Here is a 25,569-nt window from a genome sequence, read left to right on the forward strand (position 1 = left end):
CCTTTTTCATTCTGTTGAAGATGAATCAGCGCTTGATCCGCCTTCATCCTGGTCTTGATTTTGATCCTGGTTCTGACTTTTATTCTGATCGCTGTCAGTGTCTTCTTCCCGGTTCTTGTTCTTGTCTTTATCTGCGTCTCCGCTTGTTCCGTCCTTATTGCCGGAATCGGCAGAGCTGCCGTTATTTTTATTTGAACTTGTGTTTTTCTTAGAAGTCAGCTTGATTTTAGCCGTGTCTTTGGACAGGGACCATGTGATGTTTTGCGGTCCGTTTACTGCAAGCTTTACAGAATGCTCTCCGTCATCTAAGTCTGAGACATTGGCGTACAGTTCAATGTCCGACTTTTTCAGCGCCTTAATGTTGGCCGGAGAGCCTTTGGCCGTAATATTTATCGCCCGCGATTCAGGGTCGAGAAACTCAATCTGCTGCGAGCCTCCCAATCCGACCGTCTTAATTGCGACATTGTCAAAATCCTTTTTGTCTTCACTGTCCACCTTAACATGAAGCGTAATTTTCCCCGGCGACACCTTTGTCACACCCTTAGGAAGCGGAATGTCGGCATCTATATCCGTATCTTTATCAATTTTGCCTAAATCAAGAGATACGCCGTCGATAAACTCAAGTGAATCCAGCACGTCCTGCGGGCCGTAAACCGTCACCTCACTCGGGTTCGAGTCAATGCTTGCAATGCTCACCCCGTCAGGAAGACTTCCCTTCCTTACGATTTTGAAAGGGAGCTTTTTGCTCGGACTGGCCACGGGAACCGTCACTTTAATGACTGACGGTTCAACATCAACAGGAAGTGCGTTGCCGTCTTTGTCATAGACGGTCACCTTCACTTCCTTATCAATGGTTTCATTTGCATTTTCAAGGTTCACGGATGCTTTGACAAGCGAAATGTTGTCAATTACATTTTTCGAACCCGTAATCTGTACATTTTTCGGGCTGATAATCGGCTGCTGGGGCGTATACCCCTTTTTCATTTTGCTTTTATTGTAGTATTCAACCTCAACCGGAAAACTCTCAGCCGTTTTTTCCTGAATCGTAACCGTCGTGACTGACGGGTTAATGGATATCGTCAGTCCGTCCGATACATTTTTCGCCTTCAATTCGACCTTATGAGTCCCGGTCTTCAGCTTATTCATATCGGCGTATATCTCAAAATTCTTCGTCTGTCTCGCCTTTTTCACCGCGCTTGTCGATCCTTTAATCGTGACATTTACGGTCTGAGGCACGCCGGTGACCACGTAATTCGCTTCATCATAGTATGCTTTTACAGGAATATCAGTAAGCGTAGCCTCGTCAGTCGTTGATGTCGGAAAAAAGGATTCCCCCGGCTTTTTCGGAGTCGGCGCCTGGTTGTTGTTAACCGCAACATAAAGCAGGAGCGCAAAGAGCAATGCAATGATCTTTACAGCCCAGCGGTTGTTTAAGAATTTATCCATTTTTCTTGCCCCTCCAGTACCAGCGGTTAGAAGAAGTATCTCTGGCGTTTTTCTTAAACTCGGCTTCAAGCATTTCTTTCAGTGCTTCTTCCGTCAATTCTCTGTGAAGGTCTCCGTTTTTGGCCACGCTGATGGCGCCCGTCTCTTCAGATACGATAATGGTTAAGCTGTCCGTCACTTCACTGATGCCGACAGCAGCTCTGTGCCGCGTCCCCAGCTCCTTTGAAATAAACGGGCTTTCAGAAAGCGGCAGATAACAGGCAGCCGCCGCGATCTCGTTATTTTTCATAATGACCGCTCCATCGTGCAGCGGCGTATTCGGAATGAAGATATTAATCAAAAGCTCCGAGCTGACCTGCGCATTAAGCGGGATGCCCGTCTCAATATAATCGCCCATTCCCGTATCGCGCTCAATGGCGATGAGGGCGCCGATGCGGCGTTTCGCCATGTAGCTGATTGATTTTGTAATCGCTTCAATTGTCTTATGCTGCGCTTCCTCTACGGGGGTGCCGCTCCTTGAAAAGAACCGGCCCCGTCCGAGCTGTTCAAGCGCCCGTCTCAGCTCAGGCTGGAATATAATAATGATCGCTAAAAATCCCCATGTTATCGCTTGGTCCATCAGCCACTGAAGCGTACTGAGTCCCAAATATGAACTGGCCATCCGGACCAACACGATGACGACGATTCCTTTTAAAAGCTGAACCGCCTTCGTTCCGCGTATGACCATGATTAATTTATATATCACATACCAAACAAGGAGAATATCAACGGCATTGCCGAGGTATTGCAAAAATGGGATGTCCTCAAAAGCCATTTCCTCGTCCTCCAAGAATTCAGTCATTTCGTTTTTTGTTATGAATTGTGCTGCATGAGCAATATGTACATCATATAGCGTGCTCATTATACCACATTTTGATTTATCAAGTGAAATCAGCCAGCGCGGCGCCGCGTAAAAAAAGAGTAAAGCGATTATACGCTTTACTCATCTTTAATCGGAGTCTAAAGCACTCACGACGCCCTGACCCGCTGTTTTCAGTTCGTACCAGACCCAGTCAAACAATTCGTTAATTTCTTCAATCTGCCCGGTGACTTGTCCGGCTGAGGCCATGTATTTTTCTCCGTTAACCACGGTCACGTTGCCGTCGACTTTCCCTTTAATGACCAGCTTGCCGTTTTTTACTGTGACATCGCCCTTTACGGTCTCGCCTTCAGGGACGGTGACCGTGTGATTCTGCACGACAAGGTTCGGCTGCTTTGACACACTGAAATTGTGGTCGTTATGCCAGCTGTTGAAAAAACCGCCGCCCATTAAAATCACAAAAACCGCCGCGGCTGCAATTATCGGATGAGTTTTGATCCATCGTTTTACAGAAGCGCGTTTTTTCTCTTTTGGAAGATTCGCCATAACTTTGGCAGTAAAATCAGCAGGGGCTGTGACATGCGATGTGCTCCGGACGAGCGCTACGGATTTCTCCATTTCATGAAAATGCCGTTTGCAATTCCCGCATGACCGCAAATGTTGTTTTAATACGTCTTCATCTTCAGGAAGAATATCTCCATCAAGATGCTTATGCATAAGCTGCACGATCTGTTCAGGACAGCTCATTTCATCACCCCACTTAAAGATCCCTTAATTGTTTTCTAAGAGCCTCTCTGCCTCTGTGTATCCTTGTCTTGACGGTGCCGACAGGGATATTCAGAATCTCCCCGATTTCAATTAAAGAGAGTTCATCAATATACTTTAATACAATAACTGTTCTGTACTTGTCAGGCAGCTTTAAAATCTTTTTCTGAATTGTGTCCGACAGCTCCAATGACAACACGGCGTCTTCAGGGAGAACCCCGTCCGCGGCGATCTGCGAATACATCGTCAGCCCCTCTGCGCCCGCCACTTCTGCGTCCAGATAATAATCAGGCTTTTTCTTGCGGATGCGGTCAATGGTCAGGTTGGTCGCAATTCTGTAAAGCCACGTTGAAAACTTTCTGTTGATGTCGAAACTGTCGATATTGACATACGCTCTGATGAAAGCTTCCTGCGCAATATCTTCTGCTTCGTGGACATTGCCGAGCATGCGGTAGCAAAGCTGGTAAATCTTATCTTTATAAAGGTCAACGATTTCCGCAAACGCATTTTGATCGCCTTTTTTGACTTGCTTGATTCTTTTTTTAATCAGGTTTTCCATGTTTTATCTTACCTCTGCCCTTCACCGGTCTGTATCTATACGTTGATTGTTTTAAAAGGTTTCATTTTTTTATTACATTTATTTTACCAAATTTCAGGCAGGGTGTAGATGGAAAATACAGAATATACTGCCTTAACAGCAGCTTAAAAATAGTATATCTGATGAACAATCAAAATTCGAGACGAAATACAAATAAAAAAAGACACCTTATGCAAAAGGTGTCTGAGACTGGGCTAGCTGGATTCGAACCAACGCATGACGGAGTCAAAGTCCGTTGCCTTACCGCTTGGCTATAGCCCAAAAATGGTGGAGGGGGGCAGATTCGAACTGCCGAACCCTGAGGGAGCGGATTTACAGTCCGCCGCGTTTAGCCACTTCGCTACCCCTCCGTATTTTGTTGAAAAACAGTGCCGGCCAGAGGACTTGAACCCCCAACCTACTGATTACAAGTCAGTTGCTCTACCAATTGAGCTAGGCCGGCAAATATGGTGGAGGATGACGGGCTCGAACCGCCGACCCTCTGCTTGTAAGGCAGATGCTCTCCCAGCTGAGCTAATCCTCCATATGACCCGTACGGGATTCGAACCCGTGTTACCGCCGTGAAAGGGCGGTGTCTTAACCGCTTGACCAACGGGCCGTTGTGTCCGCGTCGAGCTGACAAAAGTTATTATATACAGGTTATACCCCTTTTGTAAAGAGAAAATTTATTTTTTTTATTTTCAAACTTTTTTACCCGTTTTTTAACTGAAAAACTCATCCCTTCTCTCTTATTTCATTTAAGATGAAAGTATCAAAATATTGAAGGGAATGGACACAGATGATCTTAGTCAGCTCTTGTCTCGGCGGTATCGAATGCAGGTATAACGGCTCTCACGCCGCTTCGGAAAAAATCCGCAGACTCGTAGAGGAAAAGAAAGCTGTTATGGTCTGCCCCGAACTTTTGGGCGGCTTCACCACTCCCCGCGAACCGGCGGAAATCCTCGGCGGCACGGGCGAAGACGTGCTGAATGGAACAGCAAGAATCGTAACAGCATCAGGTGAAGACGTTACATCTTTATATATAGACGGCGCGGAAAAAACGTTAGCATACGCAAAAGAAATAGGCGCCGCAACGATCATCCTTAAAGAAAACAGTCCGTCCTGCGGCAGCAGCTTCATCTATGACGGCACTTTCTCCGGGAAAAAGATAATCGGGGACGGCATCACTTCCGCTCTATTAAAACGGGCAGGCTGCCGCGTGTTATCAGAAAATGAACTGGATCAACTATAAAAAGGAGAGTAGATATCATGGTTGCAGCCCTATCCTTTTATAAACCGGAACATGCAGACGGCCTGAATGGGTTTGTACTCAGTGAAGAAGATAAAATGTTCACAGCGCTCCCGAAGGATGTACTGCCGCAGGCTCTTGTCATCCGGGAGCGCTATCCTACAGTCGTTTTAAAAGAAGACACCCCCGTCGGTTTTTTCATTTTACATACCTCAAAGGAAACCATAGCTCCATATTCGAACAGCGTGTCTGCCATTTTACTGAGCGCACTGTCCATAGATGCGCGGCAGCAAGGAAAAGGTTATGCCAAACAAGCGATGCTGCAGCTTCCCGCTTTTGCCGCAAATTATTTTCCTTGGTGTGACGAAATCGTGCTTGCAGTGAACCATCGCAATCATCGCGCAAAGAACCTTTACCAGTCTTCCGGTTTTATTGATAAAGGGCGTCGCAGGATCGGCCCCATCGGCGAACAGCACATTCTGCATCTTTTTTTGTGAAAGCGTTTGATTTTTTTCTTGAAACATATATTCAGAAGCCCATATACTTCAAGTAATAACGACTTGGGAGGGTACATTCATGACAGACCGGCTTAACATTCACAGATTGACCACAGAAACAAGAAATCCGCAGACCGCTTCAATCCATCAAGCAGACACGTTGGAAATCCTCCGCATCATTAACCAAGAGGACTTCAAAGTGGCGGACGCCGTTCAGCAGGTGCTGCCTGATATTGAAATTGCCGTTCAATTTGCCCATCAGTCTTTGCGGCGAAACGGCAGGCTGATTTATGCGGGAGCGGGCACAAGCGGCAGGCTTGGTGTACTTGATGCGGTTGAATGCCCGCCTACATACAGCGTAAGTCCCGGCACCGTCATCGGTCTGATGGCCGGAGGGGCAGACGCCTTTTTGCAAGCGGCTGAAGGTATAGAAGACAGCGAGGAAACCGGCGCTCTCGATCTCAAAACGATCGGCCTTACCGCTGAAGACACCGTGATCGCCATCGCCGCAAGCGGGCGCACACCGTATGCGGCCGGTGTGCTGAAATACGCAAAAACAATCGGCGCCAAAACCGTCGCGCTCACATGCAATAAGCACTCATTGATCAGCACCTTTGCCGATCACAGCATTGAAGTCGTCGTCGGCCCCGAAGTGATTACAGGGTCAACACGAATGAAAGCCGCAACAGCACATAAAATGATTCTGAACATGATTTCCACGGCCGTGATGATCAAAAGCGGCAAAGTGTACGAAAATTTAATGGTGGACGTTCATGTCAGCAACGAAAAATTGAAAGAACGGGCAATCGGCATTATCCAAAGCATTACGGGCGTTCCGTACGATAAAGCAAAAGAGACCCTTGAGGCCGCAGGCAGCCATGTCAAAACGGCAATCGTCATGCTGAAGACGAATTCGGACGAAACACACGCGAAAGCACTGCTCGAAGAATCGGAAGGCTTCATTGACAAAGCCATAGAACAGCATGTTTCAAGCGAAAAAAATCGCTGATCATTCTTTTGGCTCCGTTACTGATCATCATGTGCCTTTTACCAGCCGCGCCGTTTTCATGATCGGCGCAGGCGCTTTCAGGATGCGTTTCAGGCACAGCTCCGCGGGAAAAATGGTACGGAAAGAGGAGGGTCTTCATGAGCAAAGAGGCATTTTATCAGTCGCTGGCCAAAGATATTCTGGACAACTGCGGCGGTTCATCGAATATTTCGGGCTTTACCCACTGTATGACACGCCTGAGAATTACGCCTTTAGATCAGGACAAAACGGATATTGAAGCGCTGAAACGTCTTGACGGAGTAATAGGCGTCGTCGAAGCCGAAACACTGCAGATCATTCTCGGCACGGGTGTCGTCAATCATGTCGCCGACGCTTTCGCAAAACTGGTGTCACCCGGAAAAAACATTGATTTAAAAGAAGCCGCCTCACGGAAAAAAGCCGATCTTAACAGAAAAAATACAACACCCATCAAACTGCTTTTGAGAAAAATATCAAGCATCTTCATTCCTCTTATTCCCGCACTCATTGCATCAGGTTTAATCACCGGCATGACGAAAGCCGTCATTCAGGCCGGCTGGCTCCCGAAAGAATCTCAAATCGCACTTATTTTAACGGTTATCGGTTCAGGCTTATTCGCTTACCTCGGCGTCCTTGTCGGCATCAATGCGGCGAAGGAATTCGGCGGAACACCCGCGATGGGCGGCATTGCAGGCATATTGATCTTAAACCCGGAGATCGCCAATATCAGTTTGTTCGGAGAGAATCTGCTCCCGGGCAGGGGAGGTTTAATCGGCGTTCTTTTCGCTGCGATTTTTATCGCTTATACGGAACGGTTTATCAGAAAATACGTCCATCAATCCATCGACATTATCGTCACGCCTACTTTGTCTTTGCTCATCACAGGACTGGTGACATATGTCATCTTCATCCCTGCAGGCGGTTTTATTTCTGATTTGATTACATCAGGTTTATTGTCGCTGCTGAATATCGGGGGAGTGCTGTCGGGATTTGTATTAGGAGGCGCCTTCCTGCCGCTTGTCATCACCGGCCTGCATCAAGGCTTGACTCCCGTGCATTTGGAACTCATCCGATCCATCGGGGATGACCCGCTTCTGCCGATTCTCGCAATGGGAGGCGCAGGTCAAGTAGGCGCGGCCTTCGCCATCTTTATGAAAACAAAAAAAGCCTCATTGAAAAGAGCGATCGGCGGCGGACTTCCATCCGGTCTGCTCGGAATCGGGGAGCCGCTCATCTTCGGCGTCACACTTCCGCTCGGCCGGCCGTTTTTAACAGCGTGTTTAGGGGCGGGTATCGGCGGCGCCTTTCAAGCCCATTTTCAAGTTGCGACTTTTTCAATCGGTGTCTCCGGCCTTCCGCTCTCATTTCTCGTACAGCCGGCTCAAATCGTTTTATATATCATCGGTCTCTTCATCTCTTACGCGGCGGGCTTTGTCTTCACCTATGCTTTCGGGTTTAAGGATGACATGGCTGCTGAATTTGAATAAGCCGGGAGGGAACAGAATATGAAAACACTGGCAGCCGCCGTACTCACCATGGTCATCAGCCTCTCTTTTCTGCCGCAGCACAAAGCCGGAGCCCAACCCAAATTATACGACACAGCAAAGCTCAGAAAGGTTGATCAAATGATTGAAAAAGACATCGCATCAGGATTCCCGGGAGCCGTCCTCGTCGTCGTAAAGGACGGACGGGTGATCAAAAAGAAAGCATACGGCTACAGCAAAAAATATGATGGAAACAGTCTTTTATCCCGTCCGAAAAAAATGAAAACGTCAACTATGTTTGATTTAGCTTCCAACACAAAAATGTATGCGGCGAATTTTGCATTACAGCGCCTCGTCAGCCAGGGAAAGCTGGATGTGTATCAAAAAGTTTCGGCTTACCTTCCCGATTTCAAAGACAGGAAAAGCGATCCGATACAAGGAAAAGACCGCATACGCGTCATTGATGTGCTGCAGCATCAATCCGGTCTGCCGGCAAGCTTTTATTTTTATAAGCCGGACACCGCAGGCCCTTTTTATTCACAAGAACGGGACAAAACGATCCGTTTTCTCACCCAGATCCCGCTTGAATACAAACCGGGCACAAAACACGTATACAGCGATATCGGTTACATGCTGCTCGGCTGCATTATTGAAAACATAACCGGAAAAACCCTTGATGCCTATGCGGAACAAGAACTGTACAAACCGCTGAAACTGACGCACACACTGTTTAACCCGCTGCAAAAAGGCTTCAAAGAAAAAGCATTCGCAGCTACTGAACGTTTAGGCAACACGCGTGACGGGGTTATCCATTTTCCTCATATCAGGACGTATACGCTGCAAGGAGAGGTTCATGACGAAAAAGCATTTTACTCAATGGGAGGGGTGTCCGGCCATGCAGGACTGTTTTCAAGAGCTGATGACATGGCCGTTCTTCTTCAAGTCATGCTGAACGGCGGCAGTTACAAACATGTTTCTCTCTTCACTCAGCAAACGGCCGATCTGTTCACAACGGCGTCATCCTCTGACCCGACTTTCGCTCTCGGCTGGCGGAAAAACGGCAGCCCTGATATGGAGTGGATGTTCGGCCCTTATGCAAGCAGGCAGGCTTACGGCCATACCGGATGGACCGGCACCGTCACGATCATTGACCCCGCTTATCATCTCGGGATCGCGCTTTTGACCAACAAAAAGCATTCCCCCGTCGTCAGCCCCGGTGAAAATCCGAATGTTTTTGAAGGGGATCTTTTCCCGACCGGAAGCTACGGCAGCGTCGTAAAAGCGATTTACGAAGCCATTGAATGACAACCTATGTCTTTTGTCCAAACTATGACGGCAGGAGGGCGCCATTATGAAACTTGTCATCTCAGCTGTATTACTGTTGTTTATTGTTTTCGGCACGCATCATGCATCGACAAAACCGGATATTCCGTCACAGGCGGAACAAACGGTATCCCGCATGACATTAGATGAGAAATTAGGGCAGATGCTCATGCCTGACTTTCGAAATTGGCAAAAAAAGGGGCAGTCATCACCTGAGGCTCTTACTCAAATGAATGACGAAGTCGCAGGGCTTATTCAAAAGTACCGGTTCGGCGGTGTCATCTTATTTGCAGAAAATGTAAAAAACACTGAACAAACGGTCCGCCTGACAGATGCCTTTCAAAAAGCAAGCCCTGACATTCCGCTATTATTAAGCATTGATCAAGAAGGCGGCATCGTAACAAGACTTGGTGAGGGCACTCATTTCCCAGGCAATATGGCACTCGGGGCTGCAAGAAAAACAGCATACGCGTCCCAAACCGGCGCCATTATCGGGAAAGAATTGAAAGCACTCGGCATTAATACGAATTTCGCTCCCGTTCTCGATATCAATAATAATCCCGGAAATCCGGTCATCGGCGTCAGGTCATTCAGTTCAGACCGTGATCTGACAGCAACACTCGGCCTTGCCTCAATGAAGGCTCAGCAAAAACAGGATGTCGCTTCCGCCGTCAAACATTTCCCGGGACACGGCGACACGGATGTCGATAGCCACTACGGCCTTCCGCTTGTCACCCACGGTCAAGAAAGGCTGAGGCAGATCGAACTGTATCCGTTCCGTCAGGCCATTCAGGCCGGGGCCGATATGATCATGACAGCCCATGTGCAATTTCCCGCTTTTGATGATACAACCTATAAAAGCAAGCTGGACGGTTCAGACATTCTTGTACCTGCCACACTCTCGAAAAAAGTGATGACTCATCTTCTCCGTGAGGAAATGGGGTTTAACGGCGTCATTGTGACGGATGCATTAAACATGAAAGCCATTGCCGATCATTTCGGCCAGGAAGAGGCGGTCGTCATGGCAATAAAAGCAGGAGTCGACATCGCCCTGATGCCGGCCCAAGTGACATCGCTGCAAACAGAAAACCGCTTTGCCCAAGTTCATTCCGCTTTAAAAAAGGCGGTTCAAAAAGGGGATATTCCTCTTCAGCAAATCAACAAATCGGTGGAGCGCATCATTTCCTTGAAAATAAAACGAGGGATATATCCCGCTCCGAAAGAAACAAGTCTGAAAAAGAAGATTGCAAAAGCGCATAAAACCGTCGGCAGCAAAAACCATCTGAAGGCTGAAAAACAAATCGCGGAAAGATCCGTCACCGTCTTACAAAACAAAAACAGCACGCTCCCATTCAAACCGAAAAAGAACAGCCGCGTTCTCCTTGCCGCTCCTTATGAAGATCAAACAGCGTCAATGGAACAAACCATTCGGCAGCTCATCAAGAAGAAAAAAATCCGGCCGGTAACCATCAGTAAAATGAACTTCGCCGAGCGCACTTTTCATGATGAGCACAAAAAGCTGGTATCAGACGCTGATTACGTCATTACAGGCTCATATGTCGTAAAAAATGATCCTGTCGTAAACGACGGTGTCATTGACGATTCCGTCACAGATCCCGGCAAATGGACGACCGCGTTTCCGCGGGCCGTCATGAAGGCTGCGCAGTCGAACCAAAAACCCTTTGTGCTGATGAGTCTTCGGAATCCTTACGACGCCGCGAATTTTGAAGAAGCTGATGCCCTTATCGCAGTCTACGGGTTTAAAGGATATGCAGACGGACAATTTCTCCAGCCAAACATTCCGGCAGGCATTGAAGCGATATTCGGGCAGACAAAACCGAAAGGCAGGCTGCCCGCTGCTATTCCTTCCGTCACCCATCCGGGGACGACACTGTATCCATATGGTTTCGGGATCAATCTGAAGACCGGAAAACCGCTTTAAACAGGAGGGCTGATCATGAAAACACATACGGCTGCACTTCTCGCCGGACTTGTCGTCATCAGTGCTATGACGGCAGTCTCGGCGGCTTCTGACAGTAACACACACACTGCCAAAAAACCAACCATCCAGACAGGCATTGACCGCCTGCTGAAAGATTATAAACAAGAACTGAAGGGAAAAAGAATCGGACTGATCACTAATCCGACCGGTGTGAACTCAACATTAAAAAGCAGCGTTGACGTGCTTTATGAGGCACAAGACATGCATTTGACGGCATTATTCGGACCCGAGCACGGTGTTCGCGGCGACGCTCAGGCCGGAGACAAAGTCACATCCTATATAGATGAAAAAACAGGGCTTCCCGTCTACAGCCTGTACGGAGAAACGAGAAAACCGACGCCTGACATGCTGAAAGATACCGATGTGCTGATTTTCGATATCCAGGATGTCGGAATGCGATACTACACCTACATTTATACAATGGCCTATGCCATGGAGGCGGCCAAAGAAAAAGGCATTCCTTTTTATGTCTTGGACCGGCCGAATCCGCAAGGCGGACGACATCCGGACGGCCCGGTTCTTGAGCCTGACTACGCTTCATTTGTCGGACTGTATCCAATCCCGCTGAAACACGGCATGACCATCGGCGAGCTTGCTCTCCTATTCAATAAAGAGTTTCATATTGGCGCCGATCTCACCGTCGTAAAGATGAAGCGTTGGAAGCGGACGATGACCATTGAAGATACCGGTCTGCCGTTCGTCCTCCCTTCGCCTAACATCCCGACCCCGGACAGCATATTCGCTTATTCGGCGACAGGACTAATCGAAGGCACGAACGTATCTGAAGGAAGGGGCACGACAAAGCCGTTTGAACTTATCGGCGCACCTTATATGAAAAGCACCGAGCTCGAAGAACGCCTTAACAGTCTCAAGCTTCCGGGCGTCACCTTCAGAGCCGCTTCATTTATCCCCAGCTTCTCCAAGCACCAGGGCAAGCTATGCCACGGCGTACAAGTCTACGTAACGAACAGAAACACCTTTGAAGCGGCAAAAACAGGGCTCTCCATTCTGAAAACCATGCATGACTTATATCCGAATGACTTCTCATTTCTGCCGACAGGAGCTTTTGACAAGCTGATCGGCAACGGCTGGGTACGCAAAAAAATAGAACAAGGCGCTTCCATTCAAGACATCACCAGCACCTATCAACGCCGGCTTGACCAATTCAAACTTGTAAGAAAGCAATACCTCATATACTGACAACATTCGTGTTACACGTGTAACATTTTGACGCATTTCACATTTCCGCTTTTTATAGGAAAACATTCATTTATTTGGTACAATTCAAATGATAACAGTTATCATTTAAATGAATGTTTCCTAAAAGGTGGTTTCTCATGAAAAACACATTATTCTTTCACCCAATTGATATCATCTCCGTAAAAAAAACAGCAGACCTTTTGTCAGAGCATCAGCTCACTGATTCCCCGGTACTGATCTTTCATGTGACAGGCGAGGGACAAATTGATATCGGAACAGACAGCTTCCCGCTGCAGAAGGAGACGCTCTACATCTGTCCTTGTGATGAGACATTCAATATTGACCCTGCATCGTCAGACGGCATCCATTTGTATATCGTCAGACTCCGTATTTTCTCATATTCATCAGATGATAAAGCGATGCTTCCGGATAACGGGGGAGACATCTTCCGCGGACTTCAGCAAATGAATTTGCAAACGGTTGAACACTTGACAAGCCGGCTTCAGTCACTTTCCGAAAACGCGCGATCGGCGGATGAATTGCAGAAAATGAAATCAACAGCCGACTTTCAGCAGCTGATGTACGACCTTTATGCCGCAAAAGTGTGCCATCAAAACAATACGAAAGCGGCGATCGAACAGACAAAACAATTCATACATGCACAATCCGACACAAAAATCACACTCACCCAGCTTGCTCAAATGGCGGGAATCAGTCCTAAGCATTACAGTGAAACCTTTAAAAAACTATATGGACAAAGCGTAACAGAATATATCACAGACATCCGCATAACCAATGCGAAAAAACTGATGGCCAAGGCCAGCTGCAAACTGCGGGAAATCGCTCATCAAATCGGCTACCAAGACGAATTTTATTTCAGCCGCATCTTTAAAAAACGTACGGGCAGCTCACCTACAAGCTATATGAAAAAAAGGCGCACAAAAATGGCCGCGTACGGGAAAGAAATGATGGGACATTTGATTCCTCTGCATCACGTGCCTTACGCTGCAACGCTTCATCCGAAATGGACGGCCTATTACTATAAACAATTCTCTTCAGACATTCCCGTGCACCTCAGCGCTTACCGCTATAACGCAAATTGGGAAGAAAACCTGCATACGCTGTCTCAAGCTGCGCCGGACATCATTTTCAGTCTGGATTCTGTCAGTGAAGAAGAAAAACAGCGTCTGAATGATATCACCGAAGTTTTCTACATTCCGACTCAAGACAATTGGAAAGACCAGTTTCTTCACGCAGCTGCATACTTGAATGAAGAACAGGAAGCCCGGCACTGGCTTGAAGCCTATCAAAATCTCGCACACTCAGCAAAAGACGCTCTTGAACACGTGCGGCATCAGCGTTTCTTATTTGTCCGTGTATATAAAGAAAATATGTATATCGCCCATAACAACAGCATTGAGGATGTCTTCTTCGGTGATCTGGACTTTACCTCCGCAAAACCGGAATCTTTTGCTCCCGACGAAAAGATTTCATTGGAAATGCTGGCGGATTGCCAGGCTGACTGCATCATGCTTTTCACTTGCAAAGAACCGGAAACGCTTCGCTATTTTCAGCGCATTCAGCAGTCTGAAATATGGCAGAACCTTAGAGCCGTCAGCAATAAACGTGTGTTTCCCGTTTCATCTGACCCGTGGATTGAATATTCTCCAAGCGGGCATCAGCGGATGATTGAACAAAGCATTTCCTTTTTTTCCGAAGATCGTCCATGGTAATACCGGAAATTGTCCATGGTCTTATCTTTGTTCATTCTCTATAATTCCAATTGATAATAGTTATCAATTGAACAGGAGGAACAATAGATGAAGAAATTGGCATTCGCTTTCATGATTTTGCTTTTGGCTTTCACGGCCGCGGCTTGCGGAAGCTCAGAAACATCTGATACAGCAAGTAAAGGTAAGGACGCTTCTTCAAATAAAAAGAAAATCGAATATCTCGGAAAAACATATGAAGTCAAAGCGCCGACTGACAAAATCGCCATTACGGGCAGCGTAGAATCAATGGAAGACGCCAAATTGCTCAACGTCCATCCGGCAGGAGCGATATCATTCTCCGGCAAATTCCCGGAACTGTTTAAAGATATTACAGATAAATCCGTATCAACAGGTGAAAAAATGCAGCCGAATATGGAGAAAATTCTTGAACTGCAGCCGGACGTCATTCTGGCATCAACCAAGTTCCCTGAAAAAACGATAAAAAAATTGAGCGGCACGGCTGAGACCATTCCTGTCTCTCATATCTCATCAAACTGGAAAGAGAACATGATGCTGCTTGCCCAGCTAACAGGCAAAGAGGAAAAAGCGAAAAAAATCATTGCTGATTACAACCAGGATCTGAAAAAGACGAAAACAAAGATGAACAGCAAAGCAAAGCAGGCAAACGCGCTGGTCATCAGAATCAGACAAGGAAATATTTACATTTATCCTGAACAAGTTTATTTCAACTCTACGCTTTACGGTGATTTAGGCCTGAAGGCGCCGGACGAAGTGAAAGCGGCGAAAGCGCAGGAGCTGATTTCTCTTGAAAAATTAAGCGAAATGAACCCCGACCATATATTCGTACAATTTTCTGATGATGAAAACGCAGATAAGCCGGATGCTTTGAAGGACTTAGAGAAAAATCCGATTTGGAAGAGCCTGACGGCAGTCAAAAAAGACCATGTATACGTCAATACGATCGATCCATTAGCCCAAGGCGGTACCGCTTGGAGTAAAATCCGCTTCTTACAGGTTGCGGCTGACAAATTGACTCAAGACTAATAAAGAGTAGGTTTTTCACATGTATGCAAAACGGCGGACACACATTATTATCATCGCTTCACCGATTGCCATTGTTCTGTCACTGCTGCTTTCCGTTTTATACGGCGCAAAGCAGCTTGACTTCCATACCGTGTTCTCCGCATTGCTGCACTTTAATCCGGAGAATACCGACCATCAGATCATATGGCATTCAAGAATCCCGAGGGCGGTTGGCGCGATGTTTATCGGCGCCGCCCTTGCTGTTTCCGGGGCGCTCATGCAGGGAATCACACGGAACTATCTGGCCTCGCCTTCGATCATGGGTGTGTCGGACGGCTCCGCTTTTATCATTACTCTTTGCATGGTATTGCTCCCTCAATCAACATCCATTGAAATGATCATATACTCGTTTATCGGTTCCGCATTCGGCGCTGCCCTTGTTTTCGGGCTGGCCTCCATTCTTCCCGGCGGTTTTACCCCGGTGCAGCTTGCCATTATCGGAACGGTGACCAGTATGCTTCTCAGCAGTCTGTCGGCTGCGCTTTCGATTTATTTTCAAATCTCGCAGGATCTCAGTTTTTGGTACAGTGCGAGACTGCATCAAATGAACCCTGATTTTTTGAAACTGGCCGTCCCGTTTTTTGCACTCGGAATCATCACAGCCATGATTCTCAGCAAAAAGGTCACAGCCGTATCATTAGGAGACGACATTTCAAAAAGTCTGGGACAGCAGAAAAGAACCATCAAACTCATGGCAATGGCGGCCGTTGTCATATTGACCGGAAGCTCGGTGGCGCTCGCCGGAAAAATTGCCTTTGTCGGTTTGGTCGTTCCGCACATCACCCGTTTTCTCGTCGGATCGGACTACAGCCGGTTGATTCCCTGCGCGTGCATCATCGGCGGCGTCTTCCTGACCCTTTGCGACCTTGCCAGCCGATTGATTAATTATCCGTTTGAGACGCCTATTGAAGTTGTCACTTCTATCATCGGTGTTCCTTTCTTTCTTTATTTGATTAAAAGAAAAGGAGGGGATCAGCGTGGTGCGTAAAATGGCCGGAATCTATATCATTCTGATTGCTCTCATCCTGCTCGTAAGTTATTTCAGCATGACCAGCGGGCCTTTTTCAGCAAAACCGGGTGAACTGCTCAGTGCGCTTTTCCGCATCCATCCGAATCCTCAATATGACATTTTGCTGTTTCAGCTGAGGCTGCCGCGTATTGTCATGGCGGCTGCCGTCGGACTCGGATTGGGGATAGCCGGAGCCGTTATTCAGGCCGTTACCAAGAACGGGCTTGCCGATCCCGGCATTTTGGGCATCAATGCCGGAGCCGGTGCGGGAATCGTCACGTTTATGCTTCTGTTTCAGGGGCAATCTGAAGCGACGGCGCTTGCCTCCGCAATGGGCATGCCTGTCTTTGGGCTCATCGGCGGATTAATGGCTGCCGTGCTGATTTATATTTTCGCCTGGCACCGGGGGCATTTAGAATCCGGAAGAATTATTCTTGTGGGAATCGCCATGAATTCCGGATTCAGCGCGCTGTCTTTATTTCTTTCATTAAAAATGGACCCGCAGGATTATGAGATGGCGATGGTCTGGAAGAACGGCAGCATCTGGTCGGCAAACTGGATGACCATTACCGCAATACTGCCGTGGCTGATCGTGTTCATTCCTCTGCTGATGGCGAAAACGTCATTGCTGGATACCATTCGTTTCGATGAGGACACGGTGAAAAGCCTCGGAGTCTCAACCAATAAAGAAAAAACCATTTTACTCGTTGCCTGCATCGCTTTGATCAGCGCATGTGTAACCGCAGCGGGCAGCATGGCATTTGTCGGACTGATCGCGCCTCATATTTCCCGCAGGCTTGCCGGCATTGAACACAGATATTCATTACCGGTCAGCGGACTGGTCGGCATGCTGCTCGTCATCTCCGCCGATTTTGCGGGCAAATTATTCTTTCAGCCTTCAGAGGTGCCGGCGGGCATTATTCTTGCGATTCTCGGCGTTCCTTATTTCTTTTTTCTTCTGTTTAAGCAAAAAAAGGGGTTGGATGCTTGAGAGGCACACTTACAAAACACCGGATAAACGGAAAGGAATGCACGGTATACCTTCCTCCTTCCGCTCCGGTTCAAACGAGGGCTTTACCCTGTGTCTACGTGCTTGATGGGGGCGATTTGTTTTTAGAGCAGATGGATAAGCTTGAACTCCAATTCGCAAACGGAAAACTCCCTGAATTGATTCTCGCCGGCATCAAACCGGATAACAGGCTCGATGAGTACACGCCATGGCCTGTGCCTTCCCTGAGTCCTGCGTTTCCTGATTTCGGCGGCAAAGGGAGCCTCTTTCTTGAGGAGCTGACAAATGTCATCATCCCAACGATTGAAAGTATGAATCCCATGTCTGCCCATCCGGATACAAGAGGACTGATCGGCGCATCATTAGGAGGACTGTTCTCGATATATGCGATGTTACTGAAGCCTGAAACATTCGGCAGAATCGGCTGTATTTCCGTGTCCTTTTGGTATGAAAAATCGGCTGACTTTGTCCGCTCCGCGTCTTTGCAGCCGGCACGGCAGCGTATCTACATGTCTGTCGGAAACCGTGAAGCAGAGCAAAAATGTAACATCCAAAACACCATGATCCGACAAAATAAAGACGTGTACAAAAGCCTGAGGCAAAAAGGCTTTTCTCAAGCTCAGCTCTCATTCACGATCGAAGAGGGCGCCGTGCACCATCAAGAAGCGTTCAAAAGACAATTCAATTCAGCTCTAAGCTGGCTATACGGAAAAAACCGCTCACGTGGCTGAGCGGTTTTTTTCATACTTCATCACGACCGGTTTAAGTTCAAAACGTCTCAGCAAATAGCCGAACAAAGCGGCAAGGATTTGCTGAAAAAGCATCCCGATGACGACCGGAACCGCCACTTGGGACGGAAAAAAAGAAACGGCAAGAACAGCTCCCGCACTGATATTACGCATGCCTCCCGTATAAATCAGAGACACAATTTCATCCCGGCTCCGCTTCATCAGCCTTCCGATCAGCCAAGCCACGGCATAACCCGTCATGGCAATAAAAAATACCATAGCCGCGATGCCCGCAAACTTGATATCCACGTGCGTGACATACGGCGCAATTTCCGAACTGTTAATGGCGATGACAATCATCAGACAGATTTTTGAAAATGGAGACAGTGACCGGCTTATCGCCTGAGTCCTTACCGGCGGAGAGAACTGGTTGACCATCATCCCTGCGATAGACGGGATCACCACCATTTCCGCCAGCCCTTTCATCATTCCCCATACATCCATCTGAACATTCGCCCCGGCCAGGACAGAAAGGCTTAACGGTACGATAAAAGGAGACAGCACGGTATCAACAAGGATAATAGACAGCGTCAATCCGACATTTCCCTTATACATCGCAGCCCAAATCAAACTCGTAATTCCGGTCGGGATCACCACACCCATAATCAGCCCCGTCACGGTTAAAGGGTCACCGCTGAATATCAGATGGCCGCTTCCCCATGCAAAAACAGGCATGAAAATATGCAGAACAAACAATGCCATAATCATCGGGAGCGGCTGCTCAATACTGCGCTTCAGCGATTGAAAATTGGCACTCAGACTGCCCGTAAATGTAATAAACGCAAAAATCCACGGCACAGCGCCGGCCATCCAGCTGATATGCTGAGATAACAGCACACCCGCCGCTACACTTGACGGAGTCAACAGCGGCATGATTCTCCCCAACACTTGGTTCAACTTCTGAAGCCACATCATATGCAAGTCCCCTATATACGGTTTTCAAGTCTCATTCATTATAACAATGCACACCGGCGAATTTAACCGAAAAAAAGCCCGGATATATTCATCCGGACTTCACAAATCCTATGCCATTTGTTTCATTAAATCTCGGCTTTTCTGATTTAATCCCTTTAATTCAGCTTCAATCCCGTATTCTTTACATTTGCCGACAATTTTCTCAAGAGCCGCCGCTCCAGAATCATCCCAGACATGAGCATTTGTCAAATCAATGACAATCCGCTTCACACCTTCATCATAAACGATCGCATTCATCAGCTCAGACACGGAAGCAAAAAAGATCTGTCCCGTTACCTTATATGTTCTGACATCATTCTGTTCGGAATGTGACACAATCTTCAACTTAGAAATTTTAGCCGTGAAAAAGATCGCGCTTAGCAGCACACCCGCGAAAACACCCTTTGATAAATCATTTGTCAAAACGACCGTCACGACGGTAATAACCATAACGATCGAATCAGTAAGGGGCGCTTTCCGCAAACCTTTAATCGACGACCAGTCAAACGTGCCGATGGATACCATAACCATCACCGCCACCAGCGCAGCCATCGGAATTTTCACGACGATGCCGCTTAATACGGCAATTAAAAACATTAAAAATGCTCCGGCCGTAAAAGCCGATAACCGGCCGCGACCTCCGGCTTTCGTATTAATGACAGACTGGCCGATCATGGCGCATCCGGCCATGCCACCAAAAAAGCCGTTCACAATATTGGCGATGCCTTGTCCGCGGCTTTCTTTGTTCTTATCACTATCCGTATCCGTCATTTCATCAATGATCTGGGCCGTCAGCAGCGACTCAAGCAATCCGACGAATGCAAGCGCCAATGAATACGGGAAAATAATCCGCAATGTCTCAAACGTCCATGGAACATCCGGTATCAAAAAATGCGGAAGTGAACTTGTAATTCCGCCCATATCACCGACTGTGCGGACGTCCGCATGGAAAACCACCGCAATAACCGTCATGACAATAATCGCCACCAGCGGAGACGGCACGGCAGTCGTAATCTTCGGCAATACATATATGATAGCCAGTGATCCGGCAAGCATGGCATACATGACCCATGAAGCCCCTTTGAACTGCGGGAGCTGCGCAGAAAAAATTAAGATCGCCAAGGCGTTCACAAATCCGATCATGACCGAACGCGGAATAAATTTCATCAATTTCGCTATCTTACTGACACCAAGAATAAATTGAATAATACCTGTCAAAATGGTTGCCGCAAACAAATACTGCAGTCCGTAATCGGCCACCAATGTCACCATAACAACCGCCATTGAACCCGTAGCGGCTGAAATCATTCCCGGTCTGCCGCCGAAGATAGAAATAATAATCGCGATACAAAATGATGCATAAAGGCCGACCATCGGATCGACACCTGCAATAATTGAAAACCCGATCGCCTCAGGGATCAGAGCAAGAGCAACAAGGATACCCGCCAGAATGTCTTTCCGGACATTCCCGAACCACTGCTGCTGTAACGTATAATCTTTCAAATGATAACGACTCCTTTTTACTATAAAAATCCGCACCCTATCAGTTGGAAACATTGATTTTCATCTGGGGAATATGAGGCAAGCTTACGGGGAAAAAGGGGACACGCTCAGAGTATAATGTCGTTGAGGAAAGGAATGGTTAACAAAGAGTATCATATTAAACTTTAAAGAAATGTGCAAGACCGTATAAATAAGAAAAGAAAACGGCTCTCACTGGAGCCGCTTCCGCTTTTATAAAAGTTCTGGATCAGACACAAGAATGGTTTTGATTGCACTGATATCCTTTCTTTCTTTTGTCACCGGGTCGATGCCCATGAGATGATCAATGGCTTCTTCATAATTCTTTAGTTCTGTCTTCTCAGTAATGAAATCATAGAGCTGGGGGAGATCGGATGCGCATGCTAACGCGGCTTCCATGATCTGCCGGGCTTCACCTGTGCCCACAATCGTCACGCCGTTTGACAGCAGCTGGTACGGCCTGACCGTCATCTCATACGTATCATCAAAGCCCATCGGCACAATTCTGCCTCCCTTTTCAATAAAAGGATAAGCCCAATCAAGCTGGTTGCCGATCGCGTCAAATATCACATCAAATTTTCTTCCTTGATTAATCCGTTTCACTTCATCTACAGTCAATGCTTCAGGATGGTAGACATAGTCCGATATCCGGCTTGCCGCCTCGCTCCGGAAACTGCCTATTTCAGTCGCAACCGTCAATCGCGCCAGTTTTTTTACCATCATTTGCACAAGCAGTCCGATCGGTCCGGATCCCAATACCAAAACCGAGTCCTCCGGCTGAATCGAAGCTTTGTCCACAACATTCAGCACACAGGAGAGAGGTTCAACCAATGTGGCCCGCTCCCATTCCATTGAATCCGGAATTTTGTACATGAACCTGTCTTCCCCCACGTAATATTCCGCAAACGTCCCGTGCGCCCCGATTCCGAGCTGCCACTCCTCGAAGGTTTCGCAATAACACGTCAGCCCTCTCCGGCAATAATGGCATTTCCCGCAAAACTGCGTAGGATCTATCACGACGCGGTCTCCGACTTTTACATTTGTCACGTCCGGCCCGACTTCCGTGACCGCTCCCACGGATTCATGCCCCATAATCATATGATGGGTCGCATTCATTTTTCCCTTCAGCACATTTAAGTCCGTGCCGCAGATTCCGGTGCCGAAAATTTTCACCTTCACATCATTGGATTTTCGAATTTGAGGCTCGTCCACCTCTTGATATTCAAGCTTATCATTAGGAGTCCAGACCAACGCTTTCATATCTCTCTTCCTTTCTGCCCCAGCGGATTTGGTCTAATAATGTTTGATGAAGCTCCTTCGTTGATGCTGCAATACACGATTGCTGATTCTGATAACTTAAATCTGTCAGAAGCGTTTCGTCCAAAGACTGGCCGTACGCATCTGTAATGACCACTCCCGCTTTCTTCGCCAAAAAGACGCTTGCGGCAATATCATAAGGAAATAAGTGCAGCACCTGTCCGTTCCCGACCTGCTGAAAATCTGAAAGCAGTTTCGGATCATCTTTCAGCAGACGATTGCCGATATCCACATAAGCATCCATCTGCCCCGTAATAATTCGTGAAATCGAATAAGAAGCGCTGTTGAAAACAAAGACTCCTCCGTTATTGGCCGACCGGTCAATCAGATGACCGTATGCGTCCGTCATCAGCTGCGCCGGATGCCCGTTAAACTCAAGGCTCCAAAACATATTCTTAATATCCTGCACTCCGCTCAAATTCGGCAATTCTCCCTGATACCCCTCAAACTGAATGGCATCACTGTAAATATCACCGTACATATAAGCACCCGATTTCAATTCAAGCAAAAAAGCAAATTCGATATCCTTAATCTTTGCGTTTGGCTTATATGAAGCAAGCGCAATCGAAATACATGACATTTCAAGCCCCGCGGCGGCCGGACGCGTTCCGTCTATCGGATCTACAATTAAAATATATTGCGGATCTTCTCCAATCAGCTTCAGGCCGCCATCCTCCGTGTAAAAAGCAACCGGATGGCCCTTTTCTTGAATATAATCCAGCACCGCCTCCTCAGCAGCGGCGTCTATATTAAATTGCGCGTCGCCACCAGGTGAATATCCGTTAACAAGCCGGTTTTTCAGTGTGCCTTTTTGATTTTTCACCTTTTGATATACAAATTGTCCAAGCTCAATGATATAGTCTCTCACTTGATTTCCTCCAATAGCTTGCGAAGTCTGTAGCAGAGCACCTCAGCTTCACTAAGTGTAATGGTTAAAGGCGGACGGATTTTAAATACATTTCCGAATCCGTAACGGGATGTCCGGAGAATCAGCCCGTAATCCATCGCCCGTTTGGCAATATAATTGGTCAATTCCACATCCGGTTCATTGTTCTCTTTGACAATTTCCACACCGATCATCAGACCGACGCCTCTTACCTCAGAAATAAAAGCAAAATCCTCTTTCATCGTTTCTAAGCAATCCATAATATAATGACCGACAGTCGTTACGTTCTCCAAAAATCCCGGACGCTGCATGATATCTATGGTTTTACAAGCGGCAGCGGCGGCCATCACATTTGACCCGTACGTGAAGGAATGCGTATACCCCGGAAGCCCGGTGTACTTGTCCTCCGTCAGAGTGGCGGCGACTTGGAAGCCTGTGCCTCCGAGCCCTTTTGCTACCGTCATCATATTAGGTTTCACATCGAAATGGTCTGCGGCAAACATTTTGCCCGTCCGTCCGAACCCGGTCTGAATTTCATCAAAGATCAGGGCGATTTCATGTTCATCACAAAGCTTTCTCAGCTGTTTAAAATACTCTTTAGGCGGGACGACGTTTCCGCCATTTCCGGATATCGGCTCAATAATCATGGCGGCAATTTTTCCATTGCTCGCATACTCAATAAAATCGTTAATTCTTTCTACGCACAGCATACCGCACGAATCCGGTTTCTGATTATAAAAACAGCGGCTGCAATAGGGATCTGGAACTTGTAAGCCAAAAGAAATTTGCGGCGGGAAAGGTTCTTTTCTGAATGAGTTGCCGGACAAAGCGGAAGTCATATACGTTTGTCCGAGGTGGCTTCGAAATAAGGAGATGACATCGGTTTTTCCGGAGTAATACTGAGCCATTTTAATAGCTCCTTCATTTGCACCGGAACCGCTGCTGACTTTAGGGTGTACTTTTGTGAGATTATCGGGGGCGATTTCTACTAGTTTTTCTGCTAGTTTATTTACGGCATCTGTTTGAAAGGACGATGTCACATGGATCAGCTTGTCGGCTTGATCTTTAACCGTATCAATGACCTCTTTGTTACCGTATCCTAAATTCAAGTTAAATGTGGCAGAGGCGCAATCAATATACTCATTTCCCTCTTGGTCGTACAGGTAAATCCCTTCTCCGCGCTCCATGACTACGTCGTCAACACTGTAATACAAGCTGTCTGGATTCGTGATTTCCTTCGTTCCCACAAATACCACCCCTATGAAATTATTAGAAATTCGCTTTTTATCGTATTAATTATTGAAAATAATGTCAACGATCTTTCTTGTAAAAAATGTTAACAATTTGTTAACGTTACCATAAGGGATGTACGTGAAAAGGTTATGTGATATAGTAACAATACTTGGATTTTTTGTAAAATCAACATGCCGTGGAAGTAGAGAGAAAAATTATTTTACCAATAAGGAGATAAAATGATGAAAACTCGTCTGCTGTGGATAAGCTGTTTCTCTTATGGATCGATTGCTTTTACACTTGTCATTCTTGGAGCCGTACTGCCTGAGTTACTCACACATTATTCACAAAGCTACAGTAATGGCGGAGTATTAGTATTTTCTCAGTTCATGGGCTTCCTCATAGGTGTCATCGGAATGCCTTACATGGTGAAAAAACTCGGACGCAAAAACGCCGTTATCCTTGGCCTGGCGCTCATCAGCTGTGAAATTTTCATCACCTTCCTGCCGCCCTGGCCGCTGCTCTTTCTTCTCGTCAGCCTCGCAGGACTTGGCGCGGGATTGGTTGAATCCTGTGTAGGCACAATCATCCTCACAGCTATAAAAGAAAGACAAGCCGTGGCCATGAGCAAGATGGAAGTGGCTTACGGATTAGGGGCGCTGTTCATGCCTCTGCTCTCAGGCTTTCTTATCAACAGCCACATGTGGACAATTGCTTTCTTAGTATTAGGGTTATCCAGTTCTGCACTTTTAGTCGCATGGAAGCAAATGAGTTTCGGCAGTATTGATGAGCTTCTCGTACGCAAAGAGGTCTCTTCTGATGATACTAAAAAGAAAAGCTCCGGGTATCGGTCACACGGAGTGCTGTTTATCGCGCTGGCGGCTGCTTATTTCTTCTTTTACGGCGGCAGTGAAGTTTCAATCGTGCATTTTATCCCCTCCATTTTCGCTGAAAAATGGGATATCCCCAGCTCTTTAGCAACGATAACAGTAACAGTGTATTGGACCGGGATGATTATCGGCAGGTTATTAACAGGCCCGGTATCTGAAAAGCTGACCTATCACCGTTATCTCCGGATCATAAGTATTGGCGGTCTGGCTGCACTTGCTGTACTAGCTTTAAGTAAAAACGTATGGTTTGGGTTTGCCCTTTGTTTCTTCTTAGGATTGTTCATGGCCGGCATGTTTGCAATTGCCCTGATCATCACCAATCATTTTTATCCCGGAAAGACAGAAACGACCACCAGTATTCTGCTCGCTTCAAATGGATTAGGAGGTTCACTCCTTCCGATCGCCGTCGGCTGGAGCTTAGATGAATATCCCGCCCAAACCGCGTTCTGGCTGTTTACTGCACTGATGCTTCTTATGCTGCTGATTGTGTTCAGTTTAAGAATACTCGAGACAATAAAATCAAACAGTCTTCAAAATCATACCAGCAAAACAAAATCAATATAAACAAAAAAGCTAATGCCTTGGAAAGGCATTAGCTTTATATATATGCATCTTTCATATAAAAAACCCAGTTCATGATGAACTGGGTCAAGTATCGCTTGGCGGCGTCCTACTCTCACAGGGGGAAACCCCCGACTACCATCGGCGCTGAAGAGC

At 47.0% G+C, this 25,569-nt stretch carries 23 protein-coding genes and 5 tRNA genes; 13 read left to right on the plus strand and 15 right to left on the minus strand.

Going from position 1 to position 25,569, the window contains the following annotated elements; genetic code table 11:
• Window positions 1–6 precede the first annotated feature (6 nt).
• The 9 genes from Y79_RS0106250 to Y79_RS0106290 form a co-directional block, all read right to left on the minus strand.
• Complete coding sequence (locus Y79_RS0106250; RefSeq protein WP_016936921.1) at window positions 7–1,446, minus strand: CdaR family protein; 1,440 nt, start codon at window positions 1,444–1,446, stop codon at window positions 7–9.
• Window positions 1,439–2,260 carry a diadenylate cyclase CdaA gene (cdaA, locus tag Y79_RS0106255; protein ID WP_003156763.1) on the minus strand — a complete coding sequence of 274 codons (822 nt, stop codon included), beginning with the start codon at window positions 2,258–2,260 and terminating at the stop codon, window positions 1,439–1,441. The genes Y79_RS0106250 and cdaA overlap by 8 nt, the downstream gene beginning before the upstream one ends.
• 174 nt (window positions 2,261–2,434) lie before the next feature.
• Window positions 2,435–3,052 (minus strand): anti-sigma-W factor RsiW, encoded by a 618-nt coding sequence (rsiW, locus tag Y79_RS0106260; RefSeq protein WP_016936922.1) that lies wholly within the window; start codon window positions 3,050–3,052, stop codon window positions 2,435–2,437.
• A gap of 13 nt (window positions 3,053–3,065) precedes the next feature.
• Entirely contained in the window at window positions 3,066–3,629 is a 564-nt protein-coding gene (gene sigW / locus Y79_RS0106265; protein WP_003156766.1) for an RNA polymerase sigma factor SigW, read from the minus strand.
• Between the two features lie 228 nt (window positions 3,630–3,857).
• Window positions 3,858–3,929 (minus strand) — tRNA-Gln (locus tag Y79_RS0106270).
• Between the two features lie 4 nt (window positions 3,930–3,933).
• Window positions 3,934–4,018: transfer RNA gene (locus Y79_RS0106275), tRNA-Tyr, on the minus strand.
• Window positions 4,019–4,037: 19 nt separating this feature from the next.
• Window positions 4,038–4,110 (minus strand) — tRNA-Thr (locus Y79_RS0106280).
• 5 nt (window positions 4,111–4,115) lie between these two features.
• Window positions 4,116–4,191: transfer RNA gene (locus tag Y79_RS0106285), tRNA-Val, on the minus strand.
• 3 nt (window positions 4,192–4,194) lie between these two features.
• A tRNA-Glu gene (locus tag Y79_RS0106290) sits at window positions 4,195–4,266 on the minus strand.
• A gap of 180 nt (window positions 4,267–4,446) precedes the next feature.
• On the opposite strand from Y79_RS0106290, the gene Y79_RS0106295 reads away from it, so the two are divergent.
• The 12 genes from Y79_RS0106295 (at window position 4,447) to Y79_RS0106350 (ending at window position 17,994) form a co-directional block, all read left to right on the plus strand.
• A complete protein-coding gene (locus tag Y79_RS0106295; protein ID WP_016936923.1) occupies window positions 4,447–4,899 on the plus strand; it encodes a 2-thiouracil desulfurase family protein in 453 nt (150 codons plus the stop codon).
• Window positions 4,900–4,916: 17 nt separating this feature from the next.
• Window positions 4,917–5,393 (plus strand): GNAT family N-acetyltransferase, encoded by a 477-nt coding sequence (locus Y79_RS0106300; RefSeq protein ID WP_016936924.1) that lies wholly within the window; start codon window positions 4,917–4,919, stop codon window positions 5,391–5,393.
• A gap of 79 nt (window positions 5,394–5,472) precedes the next feature.
• Window positions 5,473–6,402, plus strand: a complete 930-nt coding sequence (gene murQ, locus Y79_RS0106305) for an N-acetylmuramic acid 6-phosphate etherase (protein ID WP_016936925.1) — start codon at window positions 5,473–5,475, stop codon at window positions 6,400–6,402.
• 137 nt (window positions 6,403–6,539) lie between these two features.
• Window positions 6,540–7,907: a PTS transporter subunit EIIC gene (locus Y79_RS0106310; RefSeq protein ID WP_016936926.1), complete on the plus strand. Its 1,368-nt coding sequence runs from the start codon at window positions 6,540–6,542 to the stop codon at window positions 7,905–7,907.
• Window positions 7,908–7,925: 18 nt separating this feature from the next.
• Entirely contained in the window at window positions 7,926–9,209 is a 1,284-nt protein-coding gene (gene pbp4b / locus Y79_RS0106315; RefSeq protein WP_016936927.1) for a penicillin binding protein PBP4B, read from the plus strand.
• A 46-nt stretch (window positions 9,210–9,255) separates the two neighbouring features.
• Complete coding sequence (locus tag Y79_RS0106320) at window positions 9,256–11,169, plus strand: glycoside hydrolase family 3 protein (protein WP_016936928.1); 1,914 nt, start codon at window positions 9,256–9,258, stop codon at window positions 11,167–11,169.
• Between the two features lie 15 nt (window positions 11,170–11,184).
• A complete protein-coding gene (locus Y79_RS0106325; RefSeq protein ID WP_016936929.1) occupies window positions 11,185–12,429 on the plus strand; it encodes an exo-beta-N-acetylmuramidase NamZ family protein in 1,245 nt (414 codons plus the stop codon).
• Window positions 12,430–12,566: 137 nt separating this feature from the next.
• Window positions 12,567–14,162 (plus strand): bacillibactin transport transcriptional regulator Btr, encoded by a 1,596-nt coding sequence (btr, locus tag Y79_RS0106330; RefSeq protein ID WP_016936930.1) that lies wholly within the window; start codon window positions 12,567–12,569, stop codon window positions 14,160–14,162.
• Between the two features lie 87 nt (window positions 14,163–14,249).
• On the plus strand, window positions 14,250–15,206 hold the full coding sequence (locus Y79_RS0106335; RefSeq protein WP_016936931.1) for an iron-hydroxamate ABC transporter substrate-binding protein: 957 nt from the start codon (window positions 14,250–14,252) through the stop codon (window positions 15,204–15,206).
• Between the two features lie 19 nt (window positions 15,207–15,225).
• A complete protein-coding gene (locus tag Y79_RS0106340; RefSeq protein ID WP_016936932.1) occupies window positions 15,226–16,233 on the plus strand; it encodes a FecCD family ABC transporter permease in 1,008 nt (335 codons plus the stop codon).
• A gap of 1 nt (window position 16,234) precedes the next feature.
• The gene (gene feuC / locus Y79_RS0106345; protein WP_029575246.1) at window positions 16,235–17,245 is read left to right on the plus strand and encodes an iron ABC transporter permease FeuC; all 1,011 of its coding nucleotides are present in this window, start codon (window positions 16,235–16,237) and stop codon (window positions 17,243–17,245) included.
• On the plus strand, window positions 17,242–17,994 hold the full coding sequence (locus Y79_RS0106350; protein WP_016936934.1) for an alpha/beta hydrolase: 753 nt from the start codon (window positions 17,242–17,244) through the stop codon (window positions 17,992–17,994). The genes feuC and Y79_RS0106350 overlap by 4 nt, the downstream gene beginning before the upstream one ends.
• On the opposite strand, the gene Y79_RS0106355 is transcribed toward Y79_RS0106350, so the two are convergent.
• The 5 genes from Y79_RS0106355 to Y79_RS0106375 all read right to left on the minus strand — a co-directional run bounded on the left by Y79_RS0106355 (window position 17,983) and on the right by Y79_RS0106375 (window position 23,976).
• A complete protein-coding gene (locus tag Y79_RS0106355) occupies window positions 17,983–18,924 on the minus strand; it encodes a bile acid:sodium symporter family protein (RefSeq protein ID WP_099743946.1) in 942 nt (313 codons plus the stop codon). The genes Y79_RS0106350 and Y79_RS0106355 overlap by 12 nt on opposite strands.
• 150 nt (window positions 18,925–19,074) lie before the next feature.
• On the minus strand, window positions 19,075–20,508 hold the full coding sequence (locus Y79_RS0106360) for a SulP family inorganic anion transporter (protein ID WP_016936936.1): 1,434 nt from the start codon (window positions 20,506–20,508) through the stop codon (window positions 19,075–19,077).
• A gap of 231 nt (window positions 20,509–20,739) precedes the next feature.
• A complete protein-coding gene (locus Y79_RS0106365) occupies window positions 20,740–21,786 on the minus strand; it encodes a zinc-dependent alcohol dehydrogenase (RefSeq protein WP_016936937.1) in 1,047 nt (348 codons plus the stop codon).
• Window positions 21,761–22,711, minus strand: a complete 951-nt coding sequence (locus tag Y79_RS0106370) for an inositol monophosphatase family protein (RefSeq protein WP_016936938.1) — start codon at window positions 22,709–22,711, stop codon at window positions 21,761–21,763. Before Y79_RS0106370 ends, Y79_RS0106365 begins: the two co-directional genes overlap by 26 nt.
• Window positions 22,708–23,976 (minus strand): aspartate aminotransferase family protein, encoded by a 1,269-nt coding sequence (locus tag Y79_RS0106375; RefSeq protein ID WP_016936939.1) that lies wholly within the window; start codon window positions 23,974–23,976, stop codon window positions 22,708–22,710. Before Y79_RS0106375 ends, Y79_RS0106370 begins: the two co-directional genes overlap by 4 nt.
• A gap of 228 nt (window positions 23,977–24,204) precedes the next feature.
• On the opposite strand from Y79_RS0106375, the gene Y79_RS0106380 reads away from it, so the two are divergent.
• Entirely contained in the window at window positions 24,205–25,416 is a 1,212-nt protein-coding gene (locus Y79_RS0106380) for an MFS transporter (RefSeq protein WP_016936940.1), read from the plus strand.
• Here Y79_RS0106380 and Y79_RS1000000121675 read toward each other — a convergent pair.
• Window positions 25,389–25,569 (minus strand): hypothetical protein (locus Y79_RS1000000121675; protein ID WP_235714281.1); only part of this gene is annotated, 181 nt, incomplete at its 5' end. The two genes, Y79_RS0106380 and Y79_RS1000000121675, sit on opposite strands and share 28 nt — an antisense overlap.

The sequence above is a fragment of the Bacillus siamensis KCTC 13613 genome (assembly GCF_000262045.1).
Classification (GTDB): Bacteria; Bacillota; Bacilli; order Bacillales; family Bacillaceae; genus Bacillus; species Bacillus siamensis.

Coding starts and splice junctions, on each gene's coding strand:
- Y79_RS0106355 (WP_099743946.1), bottom strand. CDS start 18,924: ATGCCGCTGTTGACTCCGTCAAGTGTAGCGGCGGGTGTGCTGTTATCT.
- Y79_RS0106250 (WP_016936921.1), bottom strand. CDS start 1,446: ATGGATAAATTCTTAAACAACCGCTGGGCTGTAAAGATCATTGCATTG.
- feuC (WP_029575246.1), top strand. CDS start 16,235: ATGGCCGGAATCTATATCATTCTGATTGCTCTCATCCTGCTCGTAAGT.
- pbp4b (WP_016936927.1), top strand. CDS start 7,926: ATGAAAACACTGGCAGCCGCCGTACTCACCATGGTCATCAGCCTCTCT.
- Y79_RS0106300 (WP_016936924.1), top strand. CDS start 4,917: ATGGTTGCAGCCCTATCCTTTTATAAACCGGAACATGCAGACGGCCTG.
- rsiW (WP_016936922.1), bottom strand. CDS start 3,052: ATGAGCTGTCCTGAACAGATCGTGCAGCTTATGCATAAGCATCTTGAT.
- Y79_RS0106365 (WP_016936937.1), bottom strand. CDS start 21,786: ATGAAAGCGTTGGTCTGGACTCCTAATGATAAGCTTGAATATCAAGAG.
- Y79_RS0106335 (WP_016936931.1), top strand. CDS start 14,250: ATGAAGAAATTGGCATTCGCTTTCATGATTTTGCTTTTGGCTTTCACG.
- Y79_RS0106295 (WP_016936923.1), top strand. CDS start 4,447: ATGATCTTAGTCAGCTCTTGTCTCGGCGGTATCGAATGCAGGTATAAC.
- btr (WP_016936930.1), top strand. CDS start 12,567: ATGAAAAACACATTATTCTTTCACCCAATTGATATCATCTCCGTAAAA.
- Y79_RS0106310 (WP_016936926.1), top strand. CDS start 6,540: ATGAGCAAAGAGGCATTTTATCAGTCGCTGGCCAAAGATATTCTGGAC.
- sigW (WP_003156766.1), bottom strand. CDS start 3,629: ATGGAAAACCTGATTAAAAAAAGAATCAAGCAAGTCAAAAAAGGCGAT.
- Y79_RS0106380 (WP_016936940.1), top strand. CDS start 24,205: ATGAAAACTCGTCTGCTGTGGATAAGCTGTTTCTCTTATGGATCGATT.
- Y79_RS0106320 (WP_016936928.1), top strand. CDS start 9,256: ATGAAACTTGTCATCTCAGCTGTATTACTGTTGTTTATTGTTTTCGGC.
- Y79_RS0106325 (WP_016936929.1), top strand. CDS start 11,185: ATGAAAACACATACGGCTGCACTTCTCGCCGGACTTGTCGTCATCAGT.
- Y79_RS0106340 (WP_016936932.1), top strand. CDS start 15,226: ATGTATGCAAAACGGCGGACACACATTATTATCATCGCTTCACCGATT.
- cdaA (WP_003156763.1), bottom strand. CDS start 2,260: ATGGCTTTTGAGGACATCCCATTTTTGCAATACCTCGGCAATGCCGTT.
- murQ (WP_016936925.1), top strand. CDS start 5,473: ATGACAGACCGGCTTAACATTCACAGATTGACCACAGAAACAAGAAAT.